Source organism: Hydrogenophaga bisanensis (assembly GCF_042665135.1).
GTDB lineage: Bacteria > Pseudomonadota > Gammaproteobacteria > Burkholderiales > Burkholderiaceae_C > Hydrogenophaga > Hydrogenophaga bisanensis.
This window is the reverse complement of the sequence record NZ_JBHTBX010000001.1, coordinates 509,644-531,466: the sequence shown is the minus strand read 5'-3', so window position 1 is coordinate 531,466 and position 21,823 is coordinate 509,644. Positions and strand designations below refer to the sequence as shown.

Here is a 21,823-nt window from a genome sequence, read left to right as displayed (position 1 = left end):
ATGGCGGATCCTGTGCCGTCTTCACAGCACAATACACTTCTTACTTCTTACCGGCATCGATTTTGCCACACAGGCTGGAGGTGTCGACCGCCGCGATTGGCCAGTGTTGCTCTGCTGCCAATACCTCTGACGCGGTCCGGTAGACGTTTGCGCAACCATTTGACAACCCAGACGGGCCGAAGGCCCACGTGTCCACCATGCACCCACCGAAGCTGGCGCTGCGATCGCTTGACAGGCTCCTGGTCTCAACCGCCGCCATGGTGTTGATGAGCTTGTATTACTTCTGGCAATGGGGTTCGGTATCCGAATTTGTCTTGGCCATCGATCATCACCCGCAGTTGTTCCAAGACTTCCTGGGACATTACTACCCGATGGGGCGATCGATCGATGAGGCCGATGCGCCCGTGAAAGGGTACTACTACTCTGCCTTCTTTGCGGTTCTCTTGATGCCGTTCAAGTGGCTGGAACCGGTGCCTGCTCTCTGGGTGTGGGGCTTGTGCCAGGGTGTGCTGATGTTGGGGCTGTCCGTGACTGCGTTGCGTCTGTTGGACCCAGCTGGAAAGGGGACGGCCTTCGCATTCAGTCTGTTGTTCTGGTCGTCATTTCCGCTGATCCACAACGCCAAATGGGGACAGGTCAGCGTCTTGTTGGTCTGGTTGACCTTGCTGTGCTTTGATGCCTACCGTTGTCGAAAGCCAGGACTGGCCGGGACCGCACTGGCTGTCGCCGCCGCGATCAAGTTCTACCCGGTGGTGTTTCTGGCCTGGTTCATGGTGCGCAGGGATGTCCGGGTGCTCGCAGCCACCGCGGCAGCGATGGTGGCATGCTACGTTCTGGTTCCCCTGGCGGTGATGGGGCCGGCCCAATGGTGGAGCTTCGAAATGGCGACGCAGAAGTCTCTGGCAGATGCCGGTTGGGCGGTTCGTGATGTCAACTCCCAGTACATCGGCCATGTGCTGATGCGTTGGCTGTCACTGGTGGACATCAGACTGGGTGTCGCCGAGTTGCGTTGGCTGTCGGCTGCGGGCTATGTGGTCTTCCTGTCGAACATGGTGCTGCTCTGGAGGGCAAGAAGGCTGCAGGACGCGAACGATCTCCGGTGGCTTTTCGGCCTGGTGTTGATTTTTCTGTCGTTGCCGATGGTCATCAAGACGTCCTGGCCCCACTATTTCGTCCACCTGGCGTTCTGTCAGGTGGCCGTGATTTTGATGGCGCGCGACATGCTGCCCGGCAGTGCCCTGAGAACTTCGGTGACCTTGCTGGCGGTGGCCTCTGCCGCCTGCTCCAGCTATTTCATGTTTGATCTCTTTCCCGACTGGCGGCGCTTCAGTCAGCTGGGCATGTTGTTTGTCTCCAACGGCCTTCTTCTGGTTGCTGCCCATCTGCTGGGTTGGCGCCAGCTGGTCAGTCCAATCGCAGATGGCCCAGCGCGTATCTACCGTCGCCTTGCACCACGCTGATCCGGACTGCAGAGATCGGAGTATCTTGAGACGTTGCTGCCCGGATGCGATGTATCCCCATGCCTTTGCTGTCTTGCGCAGGAATGCGGGCCAGTTCCTGCCAGGCGCCCTGACGCAAGGTGTAAATCGCGTACTCGGCCGCCCCGTCACGGGACAGTGACAGGTCAATCCAGTCCGCCGGGATCGGGGGCTCCACCTGGATATCCAGGTTGGTCGAGAACTGCGTATTGGCTGCTGAATCCCAGGTGGAGCCGGACAACTCCTTGGGCAGGTGGCGATAGGTGGCGGTTTGTGAACCAGACACGCGCGGCACGAAGGCGGTGCGATAAGGCTCCATGTCGGGCAAGGGCACCCTTCCCGCGTTGAGCTTGACGATGGCTTTTAGCCTGGCGGGGTGGTTCAGGGGACCTCTGGTGACCAGGCGGATGTACTCGTAGTACTGCCGCATGGCCGGATCCTTGATCTCGTTGCTGCGGAGTTCCAGGCTCTTGAGGTAGTCGGTCGGGAACTGTCGGTAGAAATGTCCGATGCGCCAATGCCGGTTGACTTTGGCAGGCATGCGGGCAAGCAACGGGTCGGAGAGGGCGCATTCGTCAACAAGGTGGACATGGGGTCCGCTCTTGAGGCCCAGGGCACCCAGCTGACAGGTGGGCTGGACTCGGTATTCGTACGCGGTCCAGTCGGGTTGGTTGAAACGAAATGCCTTTCCGGGTGCTTCGTACCCTGCTAGCGCAGGTAGGAGGCCGTGCTTCTGGAAGTAGTAGCCACGCTCATCCGAGATGCCGTTGGCTCGCACCTCCGGGATGTCGAACTCGGAGGTGCTGAGGACGGTGGACTTGAAGCTTGCACTGCCCATGAGCAAGACGCCACCACAGACCACGGACATGCCCCTGAAGTCCAGGTCCTGTCTCGCGATGCTGATGGCGGCTGCCATGAGTGGCACTGTCAGGAAACGACCTTCCATGAAGTCGCCACCGATGTTCAGCAGGTAGGCGATGTGAAGGAGAATACCCAGGGAGATAGCACGTGAGACGGCGTCCCGTGTAAATCCGAGAGCCAGCCCCGCCAGAATGACGGTGAGCGTCAGCGGGTCGTGGTCAGCACTTTGGATGAGGTAGCGAATACCTTGCCGAACGCGCTCGGACCACTCGATCCCGGTGCCCAGCTTGGCGTAGGCCGTGTTTGGAAAGGGGAACCCGTAGTACCAAGTGGAAAACAGGGTCCAAAGGATGGCAGGCAAGCCACCGATCACGACACTTTTGGCCACGTGCTTCAGCGGAAGATACCGACACCGGTACAGCACCCACAGCGACAGCGGAAATACCAGGACCAACGCGTCTGGGCGGGTCAGGTATGCCAGTGAGACCACACCGAAGAACAGCGCGAGGGTCCTGGTGTCCGGCGCCCGGTCGATGCGGATGGCCAGGAGCACGGAGACGATCAGCAGGACGTGACTGAGTGGATTCTCCAGGCCCGATGTGGCGTAGTCGATATAAGCCTTGGACAGCAGCAGTGCCAAGCCTGCGACGATGGCCCCACCCCGCAGGCCTCCCAGCCTGCAGAGCAGCAGCCAGTAAGCCAGCAGGCTGGTGAGAATCGACGCGGCGAATGTGCCTGTGTAGATGTTGGATGTGAGGGACGAGAAAGCCGCCAATACAAACATCCAGAGCGGATGGGTGTAGGCCTGAACCCGTTCGTCGATGTTGAAGCGCAATCCGTAGCCGTGCTCGAAGTTGAGCACGGTGCGCATGGTGATCATCGCGTCATCGGAGATCCATGCGGTGCGCAGGATGGTGAGCAGGAAGATGGAGCCCAGGGCAAACGCTGCAGCTTTTCGGTAACTGGTGAGGGTCATGGGCTGACTGACCATCGATCCTGCGCGGACCGGGTTGAAGAGGGTTGACCGGTTGTGGTGATCAAGCCTGTTGGTAAACCCGGATGGTCCAGGAGTGGCCGCCTTGGTTCACTGCTCTGGAACTCTCCACCAATCGGTTGTTCCGGTCCAGCATTTGCCAGACCTTGCGGGCCTTGATCATGTCGAACATGGACACCACGAACACGCCGTTCGGGTTGAGATGATCACGATACCGTCGCAGTACGGATTCAGGATCCTCAAGATAGTAGAGCATCTCATTGAACACGATGACGTCGTACTTCTGTTCGGGCTCGTAGTGCTCAACGTTGCCGACCAGGAAGCGGGTTCGCTCACCACCATGGTTCCGATCCGCTCGGGCAACTGCGTCAAGGGACAGGTCAACGCCAACATAGTGGCTGAAGATGTCCAGATTCAGGTGTCGGCGCAAGATGCCTTCGCCGCAGCCATGGTCGAGCAGGGCGCCGCCACGGGAATAGCAGTGGCAAAAGCTCGCGATGATCCCGTAACGGGCAATTTCACTGGATCCGCGCAGGTAGTCCCAGTGACCACCCGCATACTCTGCGTCCCAGTTGGCACGAGCAGTCTGCTGTGGCGAGTATTTGAAGGCGTTGACGGCGATCTCTGGCAGGTAAGCCGAGATCATGCACCGCAGGTGTCTGCGCCAGCGCTTCCAGCCTGTGGCCAACGAGGAGTAGCCAATACTGACCTCCACGGGTACCGCCGGCTGACTCGAGGGTATCTCTGATGGCTCGATGGAGTTTGGCATGGTGGCAATGCTTGTCGCCCGTCATCGGCGAAGGCCGTGGGCAAGAGTGGAACTAATAATTTCGCATCCTAGCCTGTGATCTTAATCGGCATGCATTTCATCCGGGAACCCAGATTCGGGAGTGTTGCCGTCTGGAGACAGTGGGCAGACTTAAGGCGCCAGTAAGCCAAGGGCCAGGGAGATGCTCGCCAGGCCCAGCAGGGTGGATAGGGTGACCAGGCCGGCCACGTAGCCACCGTCGTAGCCCATGCGTGCTGCGAGCACATAGCAGCTGGAGGCGGTGGGTACGGCAGAGAACATCAGCAAGGCCATTGACTGGGCGCTGCCCAGCCCGAACGCCTGGGCCAGCAAGGTGGCCAGCAGGGGCATGGCCAGGTGCTTGATGCCCAGCACCTGCATCGCCAGCAACCGGGCCTTGGCCAGCGACCCGAAGTGCATGCCGGCGCCGGCCGCCATCAGACCCAGCGCCAGGGACGACTGCCCGACCCGTTCCACGCTGGGTTGCAGCCAGCCGGGAATGGACAGGCCCAGCAGGTTGGCCACCAGCCCGCTGGCCGTGGCGATGATCAGCGGGTTGCGCACGAGTTCGCGGGCGAAGCCCCTGTTGGCGTGGCGTGCCATGGGCCAGACCGCGCCCACATTGAAAAGCGGAACGCACACGCCGATCAGCACGGCGATGTGCAGCAGTCCGTCAGGCCCCATCAGCTTGGACGCCAGCGCCAGTGCGATGAACGAGTTGAAACGGAAGCCCACCTGGGCGCTGGCAGCATGCAGGCGGCGGTCGATGTGGCGCCCCAGCCATGGCCAGTGGGGCAGCGAGTAGGACAGGGCGATGGCAGTGGTGCCCAGGCTGACCCCGGCCAGCGCCAGGCTGGAGGCCGCTGCGAAGTCGATCGGGCTGCGCACGATCGAGTGAAAAAGCAGGACCGGGAACAGGAAGTAGTAGACCAGGCTCTCGGTGGGCTCCCACACCTTGCGGTTGAGCGGGGTGAACCGGCACAGCAGGTAGCCGCAGAGGATCAGCAGAAAGTCGGGCAGCAGCAGGGGGAGGTAGGTCACGCCGTGGAGCATAGCGTCAGCCCGTGGACCGGACTGGGGGTTTTCACTTATGTGTTGTCCCCATGGTGTCCATCGGCTGGCACGGCTAGAGTCGGGGCGTCCATCCCCCGGGTGGTGGCTGATCCGTCCTGTCCCGATTCATCCGGTTAGGATCAGGGGGTCAGTCTTTCCAGCCTTTCCAGAACAGGAGATCCTGCTATGTTTTCTCGTCGTCATGTCGTTGGCTTTGCCGCCGCTTCGGTCCTGTTGGTCGGTACTGCCGCCGCCCAGGGGTTTCCAAACAAGCCCATCCGCCTGCAGGTACCTTTCGCGCCGGGTGGAACGACCGACATCATCGCGCGCGTGATGTCCGAACCGCTGGGCAAGGCCCTTGGCCAGAACATGGTGGTGGAAAACAAGGCCGGCGGCGGTGGCGTGGTGGGTGCCGCTGAATTGGCCCGTGCGCCGGCCGATGGGCACATCCTGGGCATGGCCACGGTGTCGACCACGGCGGCCAACCCGGCGATCAACCCCAAGATTCCGTACAACACACTGACCGATTTCACGCCGATCACCAACATCGCGGCCACCCCGAACGTGATCGCGGTGCATCCCAGCTTTCCTGCCAAGGACTTCAAGGCTTTCCTGGCCGAGATCAAGCGCAATCCGGGCAAGTACAGCTATGCCAGTTCCGGCACGGGCGGCATCGGGCATCTGCAGACCGAGCTGTTCAAAAGCCTGACCGGCGCGTTCATCACCCACATTCCTTACCGTGGCGCCGGTCCAGCCCTTAACGACACCGTGGGCGGTCAGGTGCCGATCATCTTTGACAACCTGCCGTCGGCCCTGCCGCACATCAAGGCTGGCCGCTTGGTGGCGATCGTCGTGGCGGCACCTGAGCGGCTGTCGGTGTTGCCTGACGTGCCGACTTTCAAGGAGGTGGGCCTGGAGCCGGTGAACCGCATGGCCTATTACGGCCTGATCGGTCCCAAGGGCCTGCCCAAGGACGTGGTGGACAAGGTCTACAACGCCACTCAGCAGGCCCTGAAGGACCCGGCGGTGCGCAAGCGCATTGAGGACACTGGCTCCCTGATCGTGGCCAACACGCCCGATCAGTTCACCGCGCAGATCAAGGCCGAGTACGAGGTGTACAAGGACGTGGTGACCAAGCAGAAGCTGTCCTTGAACTGAGCATGGATGCGGCGGCTGCCCTGTCTCGCAGCGAGGCCAGTGTCGCCGCATTCACTGACAGCCTGTGGCTGGAAGAGGGGCTGTCCCGCAATACCCTGGACGCCTATCGGCGTGACCTGATGGGTCTGTCACGCTGGCTGGCTCCCCAGGGTCGGTCGCTTCCCGAGGTGGCCGAATCGGAACTTCACGGGTACTTCGCGCAGCGCCATTCGCAAACGCGGGCCACCACGGCCAACCGGCGTCTGACCGTGTTCAAGCGCTATTTTCGTTGGGCCTTGCGGGAGCGTCTGATTGCCGGCGATCCCACCCTGAGGTTGCTGGCGGCCCGTCAGCCCTTGCGGGTGCCCAAGAGCCTCAGCGAAGCACAGGTGGAGGCCCTGTTGCAGGCCCCCGATGTGACCGATCCCCTTGGCCTCAGGGATCGGGCCATGCTGGAGTTGATGTACGCCAGCGGGTTGCGGGTGAGCGAACTGGTGGGGCTGAAGACCCACCATCTGGGGTTGTCCGAGCATGTCCTGCGGATCACCGGCAAGGGCAGCAAGGAGCGCCTGGTGCCCTTTGGTGCCGAGGCGGCCCGCTGGCTCAGCCACTACCTGCAGGAGGCACGCCCTGCGATACTGGCCGGTCAGCAGACGGAGGACCTGTTCGTCACCTCGCGAGGGCCCAAACCGGGGCAGTCCATGAGTCGCGTCATGTTCTGGCACATCGTCAAGCGCTATGCGGTGATGGCGGGGATCACGTCCACCTTGTCGCCGCACACCTTGCGGCATGCCTTTGCCACCCACCTGCTCAACCATGGTGCCGATCTTCGGGCCGTCCAGATGCTGCTGGGTCACGCCGACATCTCGACCACCACCATCTACACGCATGTGGCGCGTGAGCGGCTCAAGTCGATCGTGTCGCAGCACCACCCCCGGGGTTGATGGAGGCGTTCAGTCCTCCAGCACCCGCACCTTCACCGTCTTGCCCTTGACCCGGGTGGTCGACAGGCGGCTGGCCACCTGCCGGGCGATGGCGCGATCCACCGCCACGTAGGTGGACCATTCGTTGACGTTGATCTTGCCCACCTGCTCGCGGGTGTACCCCAGGTCGGCGGTGAGCGCGCCCAGCACGTCCCCGGGGCGGATCTTTTCCTTGCGTCCGCCCTGAATGTGCAGCGTGGCCATGGGTGGCAGCAGGGGCTCTGCGCTGGCGGGGGTCAGTTCGCTGATCGGGTTCCACCGGGCTTCGCTGCCCTGCAACTGCTCAATGCGGCCCACGCAGCCCATCTCGTCCATGCTGGCCAGGTTCAGTGCCAGACCCTTTTCTCCGGCACGGCCGGTGCGCCCGATGCGGTGGACATGCACCTCGGGGTCGGGCGTCATGTCCACATTGATCACGGCGGCCAGGCTGGCGATGTCCAGCCCGCGCGCGGCCACGTCGGTGGCCACCAGCACCGAACAACTGCGGTTGGCGAAACGCACCAGCACCTGGTCGCGTTCGCGCTGTTCCAGTTCACCGAACAGGGCCAGCGCGCTGAAGCCCTGCGCCTGCAGCACGGCCACCAGGTCGCGGCACTGGGCCTTGGTGTTGCAGAACGCGATCGTGCTGGCCGGGCGGAAATGGAGCAGCAACTGGCTGACCACGTGCAGGCGATCCTTGTCGTTCACTTCATACCAGCGCTGTTCGATCTGCGCCGGACTGTGTTGCGCCTGCACAGCAATGGTCTGCGGATCGCGCATGAACTGCGACGCGAGCTTGGCGATGCCTTCGGGGTAGGTGGCCGAGAACAGCAGTGTCTGGCGCTCCTTTGGGCACTGTTTGGCCACCTTGGCGATGTCGTCGAAGAAGCCCATGTCCAGCATGCGGTCAGCTTCATCCAGCACCAGGGTGTTCAGCGCGTCCAGCTGCAGACTGCCGCGCTCCAGGTGGTCCATGATGCGGCCGGGTGTGCCGACCACAATGTGCGCGCCGTGCTCCAAGGTGGCCAGTTGGCCTCGCAGTGGCACGCCACCGCAGAGCGTGACGACCTTGATGTTGTCGTCTGCGCGAGCCAGGCGCCGGATTTCGGTGGTGACCTGGTCGGCCAGCTCGCGTGTTGGGCAAAGCACCAGGGTCTGCACGGCAAAGCGGCGCGGGTTCAGATTCGCCAGTAGCGCCAGAGCAAAAGCGGCGGTCTTGCCGCTGCCGGTCTGCGCCTGGGCAATCAGGTCCTTGCCCAGCAAGGCGGGTGGCAGGCACGCCGCCTGGATGGGCGTCATGTCCAGGTAACCCAGTTGCCGCAGGTTGGACAGGGTGGCTGGTGACAGCGGAAGGGAGGCGAAATCGGTCGAGACAGCGGAAGACATGCGCGATTATCCGCGCTGCGGTCGACGGAGCCCACAAAAAAGCCGCTGGCACTGTGGGGCCAGCGGCTTGTGTTGGGGCAGGGGGTCAGTGAGCGGATGCCGCGGCGGCACCAATGCCGGTTTCGGAACGGACCTGTTGCGCCAGGAAGCCCGCCTTGTCCTTGGCTGCCTGCTTACTGCCGTCCAGCAGAGAGAAAAGCCAGATACCGAGGAAGCCGATGGTCATCGAGAACAGTGCCGGAGACGCATAGGGGAACGGTGCGCTGCCCTTGGCGTTGCCCAGCACCGCCTCCCACACCGAGGCGGACAACACGGTCAGGATGACCGAGGACGCCAGGCCCAGGAAGCCGCCGATGACTGCACCGCGCGTGGTGCAGCCTTTCCACAGTACGCTCATGAACAGGACCGGGAAGTTGGCCGAGGCGGCGATGGCAAATGCCAGCGAGACCATGAAGGCGATGTTCTGCTTCTCGAACGCAATGCCCAGGGTCACCGCGATGATGCCCAGCACCAGGGTGGTGACGCGCGAGACGCGCAGTTCGGAGGCGCTGTCGGCCTTGCCCTTCTTGATCACGGTGGCATAGAGATCGTGCGAGACCGCCGAGGCGCCCGAGAGCGTGAGACCGGCCACCACCGCCAGGATGGTGGCGAAGGCCACGGCCGAGATGAAGCCCAGGAACACGTTGCCACCGACGGCGTTGGCCAGGTGGATGGCCGCCATGTTGCCACCGCCCATGAGACCCCCCTTGGCGTCCAGGAACTGCGGGTTGGTCAGCACGAAGGTGATGGCGCCGAAGCCGATGATGAAGGTCAGGATGTAGAAGTAGCCGATCCAGGTGGTGGCCCACAGCACCGACTTGCGGGCTTCCTTGGCATTCGGCACGGTGAAGAAGCGCATCAGGATATGGGGCAGGCCGGCGGTGCCGAACATCAGCGCCATGCCGAAGGAGATGGCCGAGATCGGGTCCTTGACGAAGCTGCCTGGGCCCATGATGGATTGACCCGCCACAGCGGCTTCATCAGGCGTCTTTCCGGCGGATTCGGCCAGGCCGCGCTTGATCTCCACGGCTTTGGCAAACATGGCTTCGGGGCTGAAACCGAAATGCCAGAGCACCATGAGGGCCATGAACGACGCGCCGCCCAGCAGCAGACAGGCCTTGATGATTTGGACCCAGGTGGTGGCCGTCATGCCCCCGAAGAGCACGTACACCATCATGAGGGCACCGACGATGATCACCGCGATGTAGTACTCCAGCCCGAAAAGCAGCTTGATCAGCTGCCCGGCACCCACCATCTGCGCGATCAGATAGAAAGCCACCACCACCAGGGTACCCGAGGCGGCAAAGACGCGGATGGGCGTCTGGTTGAAGCGGAAGGCGGCTACGTCCGCGAAAGTGAACTTGCCCAGGTTGCGCAGGCGCTCAGCCATCAGGAAGGTGACCACCGGCCAGCCGACCAGGAAGCCGATCGAGTAGATCAGGCCATCAAAGCCGCTGACCATCACGGCCGCCGAAATACCGAGGAACGAAGCCGCGGACATGTAGTCGCCCGCAATGGCCAGGCCGTTCTGAAAGCCGGTGATGCCGCCGCCGCCAGTGTAGAAGTCGGCCGCCGACTTGGTCTTGGCCGCCGCCCACTTCGTGATGAACATGGTGGCTGCGACAAAGACGCCAAACATGGTGATGGCCGTCCAGTTGGTGGCCTGTTTTTCGGCTTGTCCGAGGTCTGCGCCAGCAGCGATGGCCGAAGAAGCCACACACAGTGCGGCCAGGGAAATGAAGAGTCGGGCATTCATCACATCACCGCCTTGCGAATGTCTTCGGTGAGTTCATCGAACTCGCTGTTGGCCCGGCGCACGTAGATGCCGGTGATGACGATGGTGAAGAGGATCACGCCCAGACCGATGGGCATGCCCAGGGTCATCACACCCGCGCCCAGCTTGGTGCTCAGGAGATCCTTCTTGAAAGCCACCAGCATGATGAAGCCGTAGTAGACGATCATCATCAGTGCCGTCAGCCACCACCCGAAGCGGGTGCGGCGTGATTTGAGCTCGATGTATTTCGGATGTGAGGCGATCCGTTGCGCCATGTCTGCATTCATGTCTTCCCTCCACGGTAGATTCGGCACACAGTGCCTCGACGTTTTGTCAAGCTTCTGTAAGCCTTGATAAATCAGAGGGAGATGCTATAGATAGGTGATTACCCGCGTCTTACTTGACGCCCCCGGAGTCTGTCGCTGGGGCATCATTTGGCGAGTTTGGGCGGTCAGCCTTGGCTATACAGATAAGCCATTTCGTCGGGGCTGAAACCGGCGCGCTGCCGCGCCGCTTCATTGAACGGCGGCCGTGGCCTTGGGGCCTCATGACGTCTGGCCAGCACGCGGTAGTGCGCCAGCGGATCGAGGTGCTCCCTGTGACACAGCCAGCCGTACCAGTGGTTGCCGATGGCCACATGTCCGACTTCGTCCCTCAGGATGATGTCGAGCGCGGCGATCCCGCGCAGCGCGGCAGGACTGCCCACCTTGCGCAGGCGGGCCTGGATCAGCGGCGTCGCATCGAGTCCCCGGGCCTCGAGTGTGCGGGGCACCAGGGCCATTCGGGCCACGATGTCCTCACGCGTCTTGATGCACATCTCCCACAGGCCGTCGTGTGCGGGAAAGTCGCCGTAGTCATGGTCCAGCAGACGCAGTTCAGCGCGAAGCAGCGCGAAGTGGGTGGCTTCTTCGTGCGCCACGCGCATCCAGTCGCGGTAGAACGCCGCCGGCATGTTGGCAAACCTCCACACCGCATCCAGGGCCAGGTTGATGGCGTTGAACTCGATGTGGGCAATGGCGTGCAGCAATGCGGCCAGTCCTTCGGGCGTGAAGGGCGAGCGGTGCGGTACCTCGGCCGGCGGGATGAGCAGGGGACGACCGGGTCGGCCGGGCAGGCATGACTCATCGGTCCTAAGGTCTTCATCGATGCACAAGGCGCGCGCCAGATCCGCGTCATCGCCCAAGGCTTCAAAGGCTGCCCACAGGCGGTGGGTCCTGGCCATCTTGGCGTCCGGATCGGCCACCAGCAGGACCTCCAGCGCTTGCTGCCGCAGGGATAGGGTAGGGGGTGCTCCAGAGGCGCTGTCAGGGCTCATCTTTACAATTCTAGGTTTCAGACAGCCGATGGAGGCAGAGGTATGGCGATCTATGAGCTCGACGGCGTGGCCCCTCGCATGGCCGATTCCGCATGGGTGGCGGACAACGCCCAGGTGATGGGGGACGTGGCGCTGGGTGAGGGTGCCAGTGTCTGGTTCGGCGCCACGGTGCGGGGCGACACCGAGACCATCACCATCGGTGAAGGATCGAACGTGCAGGACGGCAGCGTGCTGCATGCCGACCACGGTTTTCCCCTGAACATCGGTGCACGCGTCACCGTGGGCCATCAGGTCATGCTGCACGGCTGCACCATTGGTGATGAGTCGCTCATCGGCATTGGTGCTGTCGTGCTCAACGGTGCGCGAATCGGCCGCCATTGTCTGGTAGGTGCTGGATCGCTGGTGACCGAAGGCAAGGAATTTCCGGACGGTTCCATGATCCTGGGCCGTCCGGCCAAGGTGGTGCGCGAACTCACGCCCGAGCAGATCGAGGGCCTGCGCATGAGTGCGGCGCATTACGTCGAGAACGCCCGCCGCTATCGTCAGGGCTTGAAAAAGATCGGCTGATCCCGATCTGCCTTTCTTTGATTTTCAGGAATTGCCAGTGTCCGAACTCCACAAGTTCATGTTTGAAGGCTTGCCGGTGCGCGGCATGCTCGTTCGCCTGACCGATGCCTGGCAGGAAATCCTGCGCCGTCGTCAGGAGGCGGGCGGTTACCCGGCGGCGGTCACCGAACTGCTGGGGGAGATGGCCGCCGCCGCCACGCTGATGCAGGCCAACATCAAGTTCAATGGTGCGCTGGTGATGCAGGTCCAAGGAGATGGACCGGTCAAGCTCATGGTGGCTGAAGTTCAGCCTGATCTGGGCCTGCGTGCCACCGCCACCGTGCAGGGTGAGGTTGCCGATGACGCCCCGCTGTCCCACATGGTGAATGTGCTGGGACAGGGACGCTGTGCCATCACCCTCGATCCGAAGGATCGGCTGCCGGGTCAGCAACCCTACCAGGGCGTGGTGCCTTTGTATGGCGACCGCGGCGAGAAGCTGGAGAAGCTCAGCGAGGTGATCGAACACTACATGCTGCAGAGTGAACAGCTGGATACCCGGCTGGTGCTCGCTGCCAACGACCGGATGGCGGCTGGCCTGCTGATCCAGCGCCTGCCGCTTCAGGGTGAAGCCAACCTGGCGGGCAGCGGGGTGGCGCGACGGGACGAAGACCAGATCGGCCAGAACGAGGACTACAACCGGATTGCCATGCTGGCGGCCAGCCTCAAGCGCGAGGAGTTGCTGGAACTGGATGCGGAGACGATCCTGCGCCGCCTGTTCTGGGAGGAGGATGTGCGTCGCTTCGAGCCCCTGACGGGCACGAACGGTCCGCGTTTTTCCTGTACCTGTTCCCGGGATCGTGTGGCCGGCATGCTGCGCTCCCTGGGGCAGGATGAGGTGGCCTCGATTCTCGCCGAGCAAGGCCAGGTGGAGGTGGGGTGCGACTTCTGCGGGGCGCACTACCGGTTTGACCCGGTCGACGCGGCGCAGGTGTTTCTGCAGCCGGCCAGCCAGCCGCCCGGCTCATCGGGTGTTCAGTAAGCGGCTGAAGAGCCGGTGTTCGCAGGCCGGGTCGCTGCAACGTTCGCATTGCCAGGTGGCCTGACCCAGACCCCATGCCGGCAGGGGGTCGGTCAGCTCGGTTCCCAGCAGGCGCGAGATGGGGCGCAGCGCTTGCTGAAGCCGCTGGGGCCCTGATCCGTAGATGGTGTGAAACGCCAGCCCGGCTGCTGTCAACTCTCTCCGGATGACACGGTCGGTGTCCGCTCTGACAGTGGGGCTGTCCCTGAACAGGCCATCCGGGACCCAAGGCAGATCCAGACCCATCAGCAGGGTGAGGTCGTACCCGCGCTGCCGGTCCAGGGCCTCGCCCCAGAGCGAGCGGTCTCCGAAGTAAAGCTCACTGTAGGCGGCCACCACGAGGGCGGACGTGTCCGCGATCACCACATCGGTGGATCGGCTGCTGGCGGCCTCGCTGATCAGCTCGGCCTGGGTTCGGGCCAGCGCCGCCTGCTCGTGTGCCAAGGGTGCCCGACCGGCGTTTTGGCACCAGGTGCGAAGGTGTTCGTCCACGCGCGAGCAGCTCAGTCCGTGGCGATCAGCCAGGTGAACCTGGAGTTCACGTGAGAGCGTGGACTTGCCGGTCGATTCGCCACCGATCAGGCAGATGATACGCGCCACGTCTCAGGGCCGGGCATCAGGGCGCGGCCCGGTCACCTGGACAAAGATTTCGTTGGGCTTGACCATGCCCAATTCCTGGCGGGCGAGCTCTTCGACCATGTCCAGACCTTCCTGAAGGTCCTGCACTTCGCTGGCCAAACGCTCATTCCGGGCTTTGGCTTCCCGGTTGGCATCTTCGATGCTGGCCAGTTCGCGCTTGAGTGCTGCCACTTGGGGAACACTGCCCCGCCCAAGCCAGAGCTGGGCGTGAAACACCAGCAGCAGGCCCAGCAGAAGGAGTGGAATCAGGCGGCGGCCCATGTCGCTAGTGTAGTTCTCCTGCGACCTGGCGCGAAAGCGTCAGGCCGCAGATCCGAACTCACTTGAGGTTGTAGAAGGCCGCGCGGCCGGGGTAGACAGCCACTTCGCCCAGGTCTTCCTCGATGCGCAGCAGCTGGTTGTACTTGGCCATGCGGTCAGAGCGCGAGAGCGAGCCGGTCTTGATCTGGCCTGCGTTGGTGCCCACGGCGATGTCGGAGATGGTGCTGTCCTCCGTCTCGCCCGAGCGGTGGCTGATCACGGCGGTGTAGCCGGCGCGCTTGGCCATCTCGATGGCCGCAAAGGTCTCGGTCAGGGTACCGATCTGGTTGATCTTGATCAGGATCGAGTTGGCGATGTCCTTGTCGATGCCTTCCTTGAGGATCTTGGTGTTGGTCACGAACAGGTCGTCACCGACCAGCTGGACCTGCTTGCCCAGGCGCTCGGTCAGGTGCTTCCAGCCGGCCCAGTCACCTTCGGCCATGCCGTCCTCGATGGAAATGATCGGGTACTTGTCGCACCAGGTGGCCAGCATGTCGGTCCACTGCTCGGCCGACAGCACCAGGCCCTCGCCTTCGAGGTGGTACATGCCGTCCTTGTAGAACTCGCTGGAAGCGCAGTCCAGGCCCAGGGCGATTTGCTCGCCGGCGGTGTAGCCAGCGTTCCCGATGGCTTGCAGGATCATCTGGATGGCGGCCTCGTGGCTCTCGACGCTGGGGGCAAAGCCGCCCTCGTCACCCACGGCCACGCTCATGCCCTTGTCGTGCACGATCTTCTTGAGGGCGTGGAACACCTCGGCACCCCAGCGCAGGGCTTCGCGGAAGCTCGGCGCGCCCACGGGGATGATCATCAGTTCCTGCAGGTCGAGGTTGTTGTTGGCGTGGGCGCCACCGTTGACCACGTTCATCATGGGCACAGGCATCTGCACCGCGCTCATGCCGCCGAAATAGCGGTACAGCGGCAGGCCAGCCTCTTCGGCGGCGGCACGGGCCACGGCCATCGACACGGCCAGCATGGCATTGGCGCCCAGGCGGCCCTTGTTCTCGGTGCCGTCCAGGTCGATCAGGGTCTTGTCCAGGAAGGCCTGCTCGGAAGCATCCAGGCCCAGCACGGCTTCGCTGATCTCGGTGTTGATGTTCTCGACGGCCTTGAGGACGCCCTTGCCGAGATAGCGGCTCTTGTCGCCGTCGCGCAGCTCGATGGCTTCGCGCGAGCCGGTGGAGGCACCCGAGGGTACAGCGGCGCGGCCCATCACGCCCGACTCCAGCAGCACGTCGCATTCGACGGTGGGGTTGCCCCGGCTGTCCAGCACTTCGCGGCCAACGATGTCAACGATTGCGCTCATGGTTTCCTTTCGATGGGAGTTTTCAATGAATGGGTTCAGACGACCGGGGCGTCGACGCCCTCAACCAGGATCATGTTGAAGAAGGCCGTCGCGCCTTCGCGTTTGGCGCGCGCCTGTCGGTACATTTCGCCGTCGTAGAAGGTCTTGGCCTGCTCGTAGCTCGGGAAGCGCAACATCGCCACGCGCGCAGGCTGCCAGTCGCCTTCGATTACCTCGAACTTGCCGCCACGCACCAGGTATTCGCCACCGGCGGCCTTCACGGCGGCCGGTGCCTCGGCCATGTACTGTTTGTATTGCTCCAGATCGGAGATCTGCATGTCGACGATGAGGTAGGCGGCTGGCATGGGACGTGTTCAGCTGAAGTTGTTTTCCAGGAAGCCGCTGCGCTTGGTCACATCGTCCAGCGCCACCAGGGTTTCCAGCAAGGCCTTCATGCGGCCCAGCGGCACGGCGTTCGGCCCGTCGGACCAGGCCTCGGCTGGCTTGGGGTGGGTTTCCATGAACAGGCCGGCCACACCAGCGGCGACGCCCGCGCGTGCCAGCACAGGTACCATCTCCCGGGCTCCACCGCTGACAGCGCCCAGGCCGCCGGGCTTCTGCACCGAATGGGTCACGTCGAACACCACCGGCGCGCCGGATTTGCGCATCTCGGCCAGGCTGGTCATGTCGGCCACCAGGTTGTTGTAGCCAAAGCTCACGCCACGTTCGCAGGCCAGGAACTGGTCCTCGGTCAGACCGGCCTCGCGCGCCGCCGCACGGGCCTTGTCGATGACGTTGGTCATGTCCCAGGGTGCCAGGAACTGGCCCTTCTTGATGTTGACCGGCTTGCCTGACTGCGCCACGGCGCGGATGAAATCGGTCTGGCGGCAAAGAAAGGCCGGGGTTTGCAGAACGTCCACCACGCTGGCGACCTCGGCCACCTGCGATTCGTCGTGCACATCGGTCAGCACGGGCAGCCCTGTCTGTCGGCGGACTTCGTCGAGGATCCTCAGGCCTGCATCCAGGCCCACGCCGCGCTTGCTGCTGCCGGACGAACGGTTGGCTTTGTCGAAGGAACCTTTGTAGATCAGGGGGATGCCCAGCGACGCGCAGATGTCCTTGAGTTGCCCGGCGACGTCGAGAGACATCTCGAGGCTCTCGATGGAGCAGGTGCCCGCGATCAGGAATAAGCGCTGGTCCAGTCCGACATCGAATCCGCAAAGCTTCATGGCTTGTCCGATCAGGCTTTCGCCGCCTTCTGGTGTTCGACCGCTGCCTTCACGAACGCGTTGAACAGCGGGTGACCGTCCCAGGGGGTGGACTTGAACTCGGGATGGAACTGCACGCCGATGTACCAGGGGTGCACTTCCTTGGGCAGCTCGACGATTTCGGTCAGTTGCTCGCGCTGGGTGAGCGCCGAGATCACCAGACCGGCCTTGCGCAACTGGTCCAGGTAGTTGACGTTGGCCTCGTAGCGGTGGCGGTGGCGCTCGGTCACCACATCGCCGTAGATGCTGTGGGCCAATGTGCCGGGCTGCACGTCCGAGCTTTGCGCGCCCAGACGCATGGTGCCGCCCAGGTCGGAATTGGCATCACGTTTCTGGATGCTGCCGTCGGCATCCTTCCATTCCTCGATCAGAGCGATCACCGGGTGCTGGCAGGCAGGATCGAATTCGGTGCTGTTGGCACCCTTGAGGCCCGCGACATGGCGCGCGTACTCGATGGTGGCCACCTGCATGCCCAGGCAGATGCCCAGGTAGGGCACCTTGTGCTCACGGGCGAAGCGCGCGGTGTTGATCTTGCCCTCGACGCCGCGGGCACCGAAACCGCCCGGCACCAGGATGGCGTCGTACTGGGCCAGCTTCCGGGCCGCATCCGGGCCCTCCATCGTTTCCGAATCGACGTGGTCGATCTTCACGCGGACGTGGTTGCGCATGCCCGCATGCCGCAAGGCTTCGTTGACCGATTTGTAGCTGTCCGACAGGTCGACATACTTGCCGACCATCGCGATCTTCACCTCGCCTTGCGGGTGCTCGGTTTCGTAGACCAGATCGTCCCAGCGCTTGAGGTTGGTGGGCGGCGTGTTCAGGCGCAGCTTGTCGCAGATCAGGCCGTCCAGGCCCTGCTCATGCAACATTCGCGGCACCTTGTAGATCGTGTCCACGTCCCACATGCTGATCACGCCCCACTCGGGCACGTTGGTGAACAGCGAAATCTTGGCGCGCTCCTCTTCCGGAATGCGGCGGTCGGCGCGGCAGAGCAGGGCGTCGGCCGAGATGCCGATCTCGCGCAGCTTCTGCACCGTGTGCTGGGTCGGCTTGGTCTTGAGCTCGCCGGCCGCGGCGATCCACGGCAGATAGGTCAGGTGCACGAAGGCCGAGTTGTTCGGGCCCATGCGCAGGCTCATCTGGCGCACGGCCTCTAAGAAGGGCAGGGACTCGATGTCGCCCACCGTGCCACCGATCTCGACGATGGCCACGTCCACCGCGTCAGGCGTGCCGATGCCGGCGCCGCGCTTGATGAATTCCTGGATCTCGTTGGTGACGTGCGGGATGACCTGCACCGTCTTGCCGAGGTAGTCGCCGCGGCGTTCCTTCTCCAGCACCGACTGGTAGATCTTGCCGGTGGTGAAGTTGTTGGTCTTCTTCATGCGCGTTTCGATGAAACGCTCATAGTGACCGAGGTCCAGGTCGGTTTCGGCGCCGTCGTCGGTGACGAACACCTCGCCGTGCTGGAAAGGCGACATGGTGCCCGGATCCACGTTGATGTACGGGTCGAGCTTGATGAGGGTGACTTTGAGGCCGCGCGATTCGAGAATGGCGGCCAGCGACGCCGACGCGATGCCCTTGCCCAAGGAGGACACCACACCGCCGGTGACGAACACGAATTTGGTCATGACTCGGGCGAGCCGGATGCTCGCAGGAGGTGGAAAGGCCAATTATAAAGTCCGGCCACCTCGGCCCGCCCGCCGATGACTTTGAAGGTCAGTTGGCGATGACAGACAGCGTGAATGCACGCTCCAACGTTCGGGCGCTTCCGCTGACCCGGGCGATCGCCGTGATCTTGAACTCCTGCCGGCGTCCCGAGGTGTTGTCGTAGCAGTTGGGGAACCCGGAACACTGCTGGTAGATCAGGCCTGTGGCCGGGTCGATGCGCAGATTCGCCTGCATGGAGCTCAGCGCAGCAGAGTCAGCGACGATCGAGTCGATGCGCATGCTGTACTCGATGGCCGAACCCGCCGGGCCGGTGGCCGACGTGTCAATGCCCCAGACGGACATGCTGCGATCCCCCCGGCGGCGCTTGCTGTTGACTGTGCCGTAGTTGGCAGCGCCTTCGGTCAGGACCGTACCGTTGGCTGCCAGCTTGTCCATCGGGTAGTAGCTGTCGTTGTCGACAAACTGGATGCTGCTCAGCGCAGCACCCGTCGGAACCGGATCTTCGTCCTCGTCGGAGCCGCCACAGGCAGCGAGTGCGGCAATCAGGGAAATGGCAAGGCTATGGCGAAGCAGGGTACGCATTGTCCGGTTCATCTCGGTCTGGGTGATAGGTGCCTGATTATGACCAGTTTGTCTATGAAATCGGTGAAAATGGTGGTCTTCTGCCAAGCTGATACATTGCGCCCATGAACGATTTGGCTGGAAAACACATTGTGCTGGGGCTCTCGGGCGGAATCGCCTGCTACAAGGCGGCCGAGTTGTGCCGGGCGTTTGTCAAGGAGGGGGCCACTGTCCAGGTGGTGATGACCGAGGCGGCCACGCAGTTCATCACGCCGGTGACCATGCAGGCCTTGTCGGGGCGGCCGGTGTTCGTGTCGCAATGGGACGCGCGCACCGCGGCCGGTGTAGATAACAACATGGCGCACATCAACCTCAGCCGTGATGCAGATGCCATCGTGGTGGCGCCGGCCAGTGCGGATTTCATGGCCAAGCTGCTGCACGGTCGGGCCGATGACCTGCTGTCGCTGCTGTGTCTGGCCAGGCCGCTGGACAAGGTGCCGCTGATCCTGGCGCCCGCCATGAATCGCGAGATGTGGAACCACCCGGCCACCCAACGTAACGTGGCCCAGCTGGCTGCGGATGGTGCCGTGGTGCTCGATGTGGGGGCGGGTGAGCAGGCCTGCGGTGAGGTGGGTGATGGGCGCATGCTGGAGCCCGAAGAACTCTTGTACGACGTGGCGCGCCACTTCACCGCCAAGGTGATGGAGGGGCAGCATGTTCTGGTCAGTGCGGGTCCCACCTTCGAGGCCATCGATCCGGTTCGTGGGCTGACCAACCTGTCGAGCGGGAAGATGGGCTTTGCCATCGCGCGCGCCGCCCACGAGGCGGGCGCCCGGGTGACGCTGGTCGCCGGACCGGTGGGTCTGCCCACCCCGCGCGGTGTGGCACGCATCGATGTCCGCTCGGCCCTGGAGATGAAGGCGGCGCTGGAGGCGCAGGCCCCGACCGCCTCGGTGTTCGTGTCGGCTGCTGCGGTGGCCGATTGGCGCCCCGCCACCTCGCAGCAGGAGAAGATCAAGAAGGACGGCACCGGGCAGGTGCCCACCCTGTCCTTTGTCGAGAATCCCGACATCCTGGCCGGAATTGCCGCGTCGCCGCGCGCGCGGCGACGTGAGCTGTTCTGCGTGGGCTTTGCCGCCGAAAGCCACGATCTTCAGACCCATGCGCAGGCCAAGCGAGCCCGCAAAGGGGTCCCCCTGCTGGTGGGCAACATCGGTCCCGAGACCTTCGGCAAGGATGACAATGCCTTGTTGCTGGTCGACGAGCAGGGCGTGCAGGAGCTGCCAAGGGCCGGAAAACTGCCGCTGGCCCGGCAACTGGTGGCCGAGATTTCCAGGCGTCTGCCGGTGGTTGTGGCCGCCTGACCGGCGGAGGGCGTGCAGGCTTGCCCCAGCCAGCAATGCAGGTTTATCATCAGCTAATAAGCAACCAATGATTGACTGGTTGTTCGCTGATGGAGACATGTCATGGCACCTGCTGCTCGCCCTGAAGGACTTTCGCTGAACCGCCGGCGCTGGCTGGGCTGGATGACGGGCACGGGAATGGCCGCCGCGGGGCTGGCGATCGTGCCCGAGGTGCGGGTATTTGCGCAGCAGGTGCAGGACTTCATCGAAGGGCCGCCCGTACCTGACATTGCGCCTGAGCAGCTGTCCCCTCACGTGTGGATGATCTATTCGAAAGACGGTTTTCCGACCCAGGAGAACCTGGGCATGATGGCCAACATCGTGTTCGTGGTCACCAGTCAGGGCGTGGTGGTGCTGGACTCTGGCGCCTCATTGCAGATTGGCCAGATGGCCATTCGCATGATCCGCAAGGTGACGCCGTTGCCGGTGGTGGCGATCTTCAACAGCCACTATCACGGGGACCACTGGCTGGGCAACCATGCGTTCGTGGAGACCTACGGCAAGGATCTGCCGATCCATGCGTTGGCGCACACGCGGGAACAGATCGCGGGCCATGAGGGAAACCTGTGGCGCAGCCTCATGGAGCGCTGGACCAACCAGGCCACGCTGGGAACGAAGGTGTTTGCGCCCAACCGGACGGTCGAGCATGGTCAGGTGCTGCAGTTCGGAGACGTGACGCTGAAGCTGCACCACTACGGAAGGGCCCACACCCCGTCGGATCTGTGCGTCGAGGTGGTGCAGGACCGGGTGACCTATGTCGGCGACATTGCCATGGAAAACCGAATTGCCAACATGGACGACGGGTCCTACCCGGGGACGTTCAAGTACTACGATGCCCTGAAGAAGGCAGCTGGCGAGCAGCTGTGGGTGCCCGGTCATGGTCGCGGGCAGAAAAATCTGCTGGATACCTATGGGACCTTCATGAAGGGCATCTGGGAGCCCTGCGAGCGCGCGGTGAAGGAGGGTGTACCGCTGGAGCAGGCCAAAGAACTGGTGCTGAAGGATCCCCGCGTGGCCAGCCGCGCCAAGACCATGGCGGGTTTTGACAGCAACATTGGCAAGTACACCAGCTTGGCGTACCTGGAGGCGGAGAAGGAGGCGTTCTGATCCTCACGGCACATGGTGTCACCTTGGTGACATATTCTGTGAGGCGGCCTGCCTTACTGGTCGGCTTTCCTTCGGGTTTGTGGCCGATTCTGGAAGGATCGCAGTCGCTTGGATGCCACGGTTGCTGACCTTGTGTTTTTGTCAAGCAATAGACATGCCAATTATCCGTGAGGCTTGAACGGCTT

The 21,823-nt window shown here is 63.2% G+C and carries 21 protein-coding genes; 7 read left to right on the top strand and 14 right to left on the bottom strand.

Annotated features, from left to right (window positions below):
* The first annotated feature begins 266 nt into the window (after positions 1 to 266).
* On the top strand, positions 267 to 1,460 hold the full coding sequence (locus ACFQNJ_RS02495; protein ID WP_382253563.1) for a glycosyltransferase family 87 protein: 1,194 nt from the start codon (positions 267 to 269) through the stop codon (positions 1,458 to 1,460).
* On the opposite strand, the gene ACFQNJ_RS02490 is transcribed toward ACFQNJ_RS02495, so the two are convergent.
* The 3 genes from ACFQNJ_RS02490 to ACFQNJ_RS02480 all read right to left on the bottom strand — a co-directional run bounded on the left by ACFQNJ_RS02490 (position 1,405) and on the right by ACFQNJ_RS02480 (position 5,173).
* Positions 1,405 to 3,315, bottom strand: coding sequence for a hypothetical protein (locus ACFQNJ_RS02490; RefSeq protein WP_382253561.1), 1,911 nt, complete (start codon positions 3,313 to 3,315; stop codon positions 1,405 to 1,407). The genes ACFQNJ_RS02495 and ACFQNJ_RS02490 overlap by 56 nt on opposite strands.
* Positions 3,316 to 3,376: 61 nt before the next feature.
* Positions 3,377 to 4,102, bottom strand: coding sequence for a class I SAM-dependent methyltransferase (locus tag ACFQNJ_RS02485; RefSeq protein WP_382253560.1), 726 nt, complete (start codon positions 4,100 to 4,102; stop codon positions 3,377 to 3,379).
* A gap of 150 nt (positions 4,103 to 4,252) precedes the next feature.
* A complete protein-coding gene (locus ACFQNJ_RS02480) occupies positions 4,253 to 5,173 on the bottom strand; it encodes an AEC family transporter (RefSeq protein WP_374642608.1) in 921 nt (306 codons plus the stop codon).
* Between the two features lie 186 nt (positions 5,174 to 5,359).
* Between ACFQNJ_RS02480 and ACFQNJ_RS02475 the strand changes: the two genes are divergently transcribed.
* Together ACFQNJ_RS02475 and xerD are read left to right on the top strand one after the other, a co-directional pair.
* Complete coding sequence (locus ACFQNJ_RS02475) at positions 5,360 to 6,331, top strand: tripartite tricarboxylate transporter substrate binding protein BugE (RefSeq protein WP_382253558.1); 972 nt, start codon at positions 5,360 to 5,362, stop codon at positions 6,329 to 6,331.
* Between the two features lie 2 nt (positions 6,332 to 6,333).
* Complete coding sequence (gene xerD, locus ACFQNJ_RS02470) at positions 6,334 to 7,254, top strand: site-specific tyrosine recombinase XerD (RefSeq protein WP_382253556.1); 921 nt, start codon at positions 6,334 to 6,336, stop codon at positions 7,252 to 7,254.
* Between the two features lie 9 nt (positions 7,255 to 7,263).
* Here the strand turns inward: xerD and dbpA are convergent, their stop codons facing one another.
* From dbpA to ACFQNJ_RS02450, 4 genes are all read right to left on the bottom strand, one after another.
* Entirely contained in the window at positions 7,264 to 8,658 is a 1,395-nt protein-coding gene (gene dbpA, locus ACFQNJ_RS02465; RefSeq protein ID WP_382253554.1) for an ATP-dependent RNA helicase DbpA, read from the bottom strand.
* Positions 8,659 to 8,743: 85 nt separating this feature from the next.
* The gene (locus ACFQNJ_RS02460; RefSeq protein WP_382253553.1) at positions 8,744 to 10,453 is read right to left on the bottom strand and encodes a cation acetate symporter; all 1,710 of its coding nucleotides are present in this window, start codon (positions 10,451 to 10,453) and stop codon (positions 8,744 to 8,746) included.
* Positions 10,453 to 10,758 carry a DUF485 domain-containing protein gene (locus ACFQNJ_RS02455; protein WP_374642599.1) on the bottom strand — a complete coding sequence of 102 codons (306 nt, stop codon included), beginning with the start codon at positions 10,756 to 10,758 and terminating at the stop codon, positions 10,453 to 10,455. The genes ACFQNJ_RS02460 and ACFQNJ_RS02455 overlap by 1 nt, the downstream gene beginning before the upstream one ends.
* Positions 10,759 to 10,922: 164 nt before the next feature.
* Entirely contained in the window at positions 10,923 to 11,786 is an 864-nt protein-coding gene (locus tag ACFQNJ_RS02450; protein ID WP_382253551.1) for a ferritin-like domain-containing protein, read from the bottom strand.
* A gap of 42 nt (positions 11,787 to 11,828) precedes the next feature.
* Here ACFQNJ_RS02450 and ACFQNJ_RS02445 point away from each other — a divergent pair, with 42 nt between their 5' ends.
* On the top strand, positions 11,829 to 12,353 hold the full coding sequence (locus ACFQNJ_RS02445) for a gamma carbonic anhydrase family protein (RefSeq protein WP_374642595.1): 525 nt from the start codon (positions 11,829 to 11,831) through the stop codon (positions 12,351 to 12,353).
* Positions 12,354 to 12,390: 37 nt separating this feature from the next.
* Entirely contained in the window at positions 12,391 to 13,371 is a 981-nt protein-coding gene (gene hslO, locus ACFQNJ_RS02440; RefSeq protein WP_382253550.1) for an Hsp33 family molecular chaperone HslO, read from the top strand.
* Here hslO and ACFQNJ_RS02435 read toward each other — a convergent pair.
* The 7 genes from ACFQNJ_RS02435 to ACFQNJ_RS02405 form a co-directional block, all read right to left on the bottom strand.
* Positions 13,354 to 14,010: an AAA family ATPase gene (locus tag ACFQNJ_RS02435; RefSeq protein ID WP_382253549.1), complete on the bottom strand. Its 657-nt coding sequence runs from the start codon at positions 14,008 to 14,010 to the stop codon at positions 13,354 to 13,356. The two genes, hslO and ACFQNJ_RS02435, sit on opposite strands and share 18 nt — an antisense overlap.
* 3 nt (positions 14,011 to 14,013) lie before the next feature.
* The gene (locus tag ACFQNJ_RS02430) at positions 14,014 to 14,310 is read right to left on the bottom strand and encodes an FtsB family cell division protein (RefSeq protein ID WP_374642590.1); all 297 of its coding nucleotides are present in this window, start codon (positions 14,308 to 14,310) and stop codon (positions 14,014 to 14,016) included.
* A gap of 58 nt (positions 14,311 to 14,368) precedes the next feature.
* Positions 14,369 to 15,652 (bottom strand): phosphopyruvate hydratase, encoded by a 1,284-nt coding sequence (gene eno / locus ACFQNJ_RS02425; RefSeq protein ID WP_382253548.1) that lies wholly within the window; start codon positions 15,650 to 15,652, stop codon positions 14,369 to 14,371.
* A gap of 35 nt (positions 15,653 to 15,687) precedes the next feature.
* Positions 15,688 to 15,996, bottom strand: a complete 309-nt coding sequence (locus ACFQNJ_RS02420; protein ID WP_382253547.1) for a DUF1330 domain-containing protein — start codon at positions 15,994 to 15,996, stop codon at positions 15,688 to 15,690.
* Between the two features lie 9 nt (positions 15,997 to 16,005).
* Entirely contained in the window at positions 16,006 to 16,860 is an 855-nt protein-coding gene (gene kdsA, locus ACFQNJ_RS02415) for a 3-deoxy-8-phosphooctulonate synthase (RefSeq protein WP_382253545.1), read from the bottom strand.
* A gap of 11 nt (positions 16,861 to 16,871) precedes the next feature.
* Positions 16,872 to 18,527 carry a CTP synthase gene (locus ACFQNJ_RS02410; protein WP_382253544.1) on the bottom strand — a complete coding sequence of 552 codons (1,656 nt, stop codon included), beginning with the start codon at positions 18,525 to 18,527 and terminating at the stop codon, positions 16,872 to 16,874.
* Between the two features lie 88 nt (positions 18,528 to 18,615).
* Positions 18,616 to 19,149 carry a hypothetical protein gene (locus tag ACFQNJ_RS02405; protein ID WP_382253543.1) on the bottom strand — a complete coding sequence of 178 codons (534 nt, stop codon included), beginning with the start codon at positions 19,147 to 19,149 and terminating at the stop codon, positions 18,616 to 18,618.
* Positions 19,150 to 19,253: 104 nt separating this feature from the next.
* On the opposite strand from ACFQNJ_RS02405, the gene coaBC reads away from it, so the two are divergent.
* Entirely contained in the window at positions 19,254 to 20,492 is a 1,239-nt protein-coding gene (gene coaBC, locus ACFQNJ_RS02400; RefSeq protein ID WP_382253542.1) for a bifunctional phosphopantothenoylcysteine decarboxylase/phosphopantothenate--cysteine ligase CoaBC, read from the top strand.
* Between the two features lie 102 nt (positions 20,493 to 20,594).
* Positions 20,595 to 21,638, top strand: a complete 1,044-nt coding sequence (locus tag ACFQNJ_RS02395; protein ID WP_382253540.1) for an MBL fold metallo-hydrolase — start codon at positions 20,595 to 20,597, stop codon at positions 21,636 to 21,638.
* Positions 21,639 to 21,823: the final 185 nt, after the last annotated feature.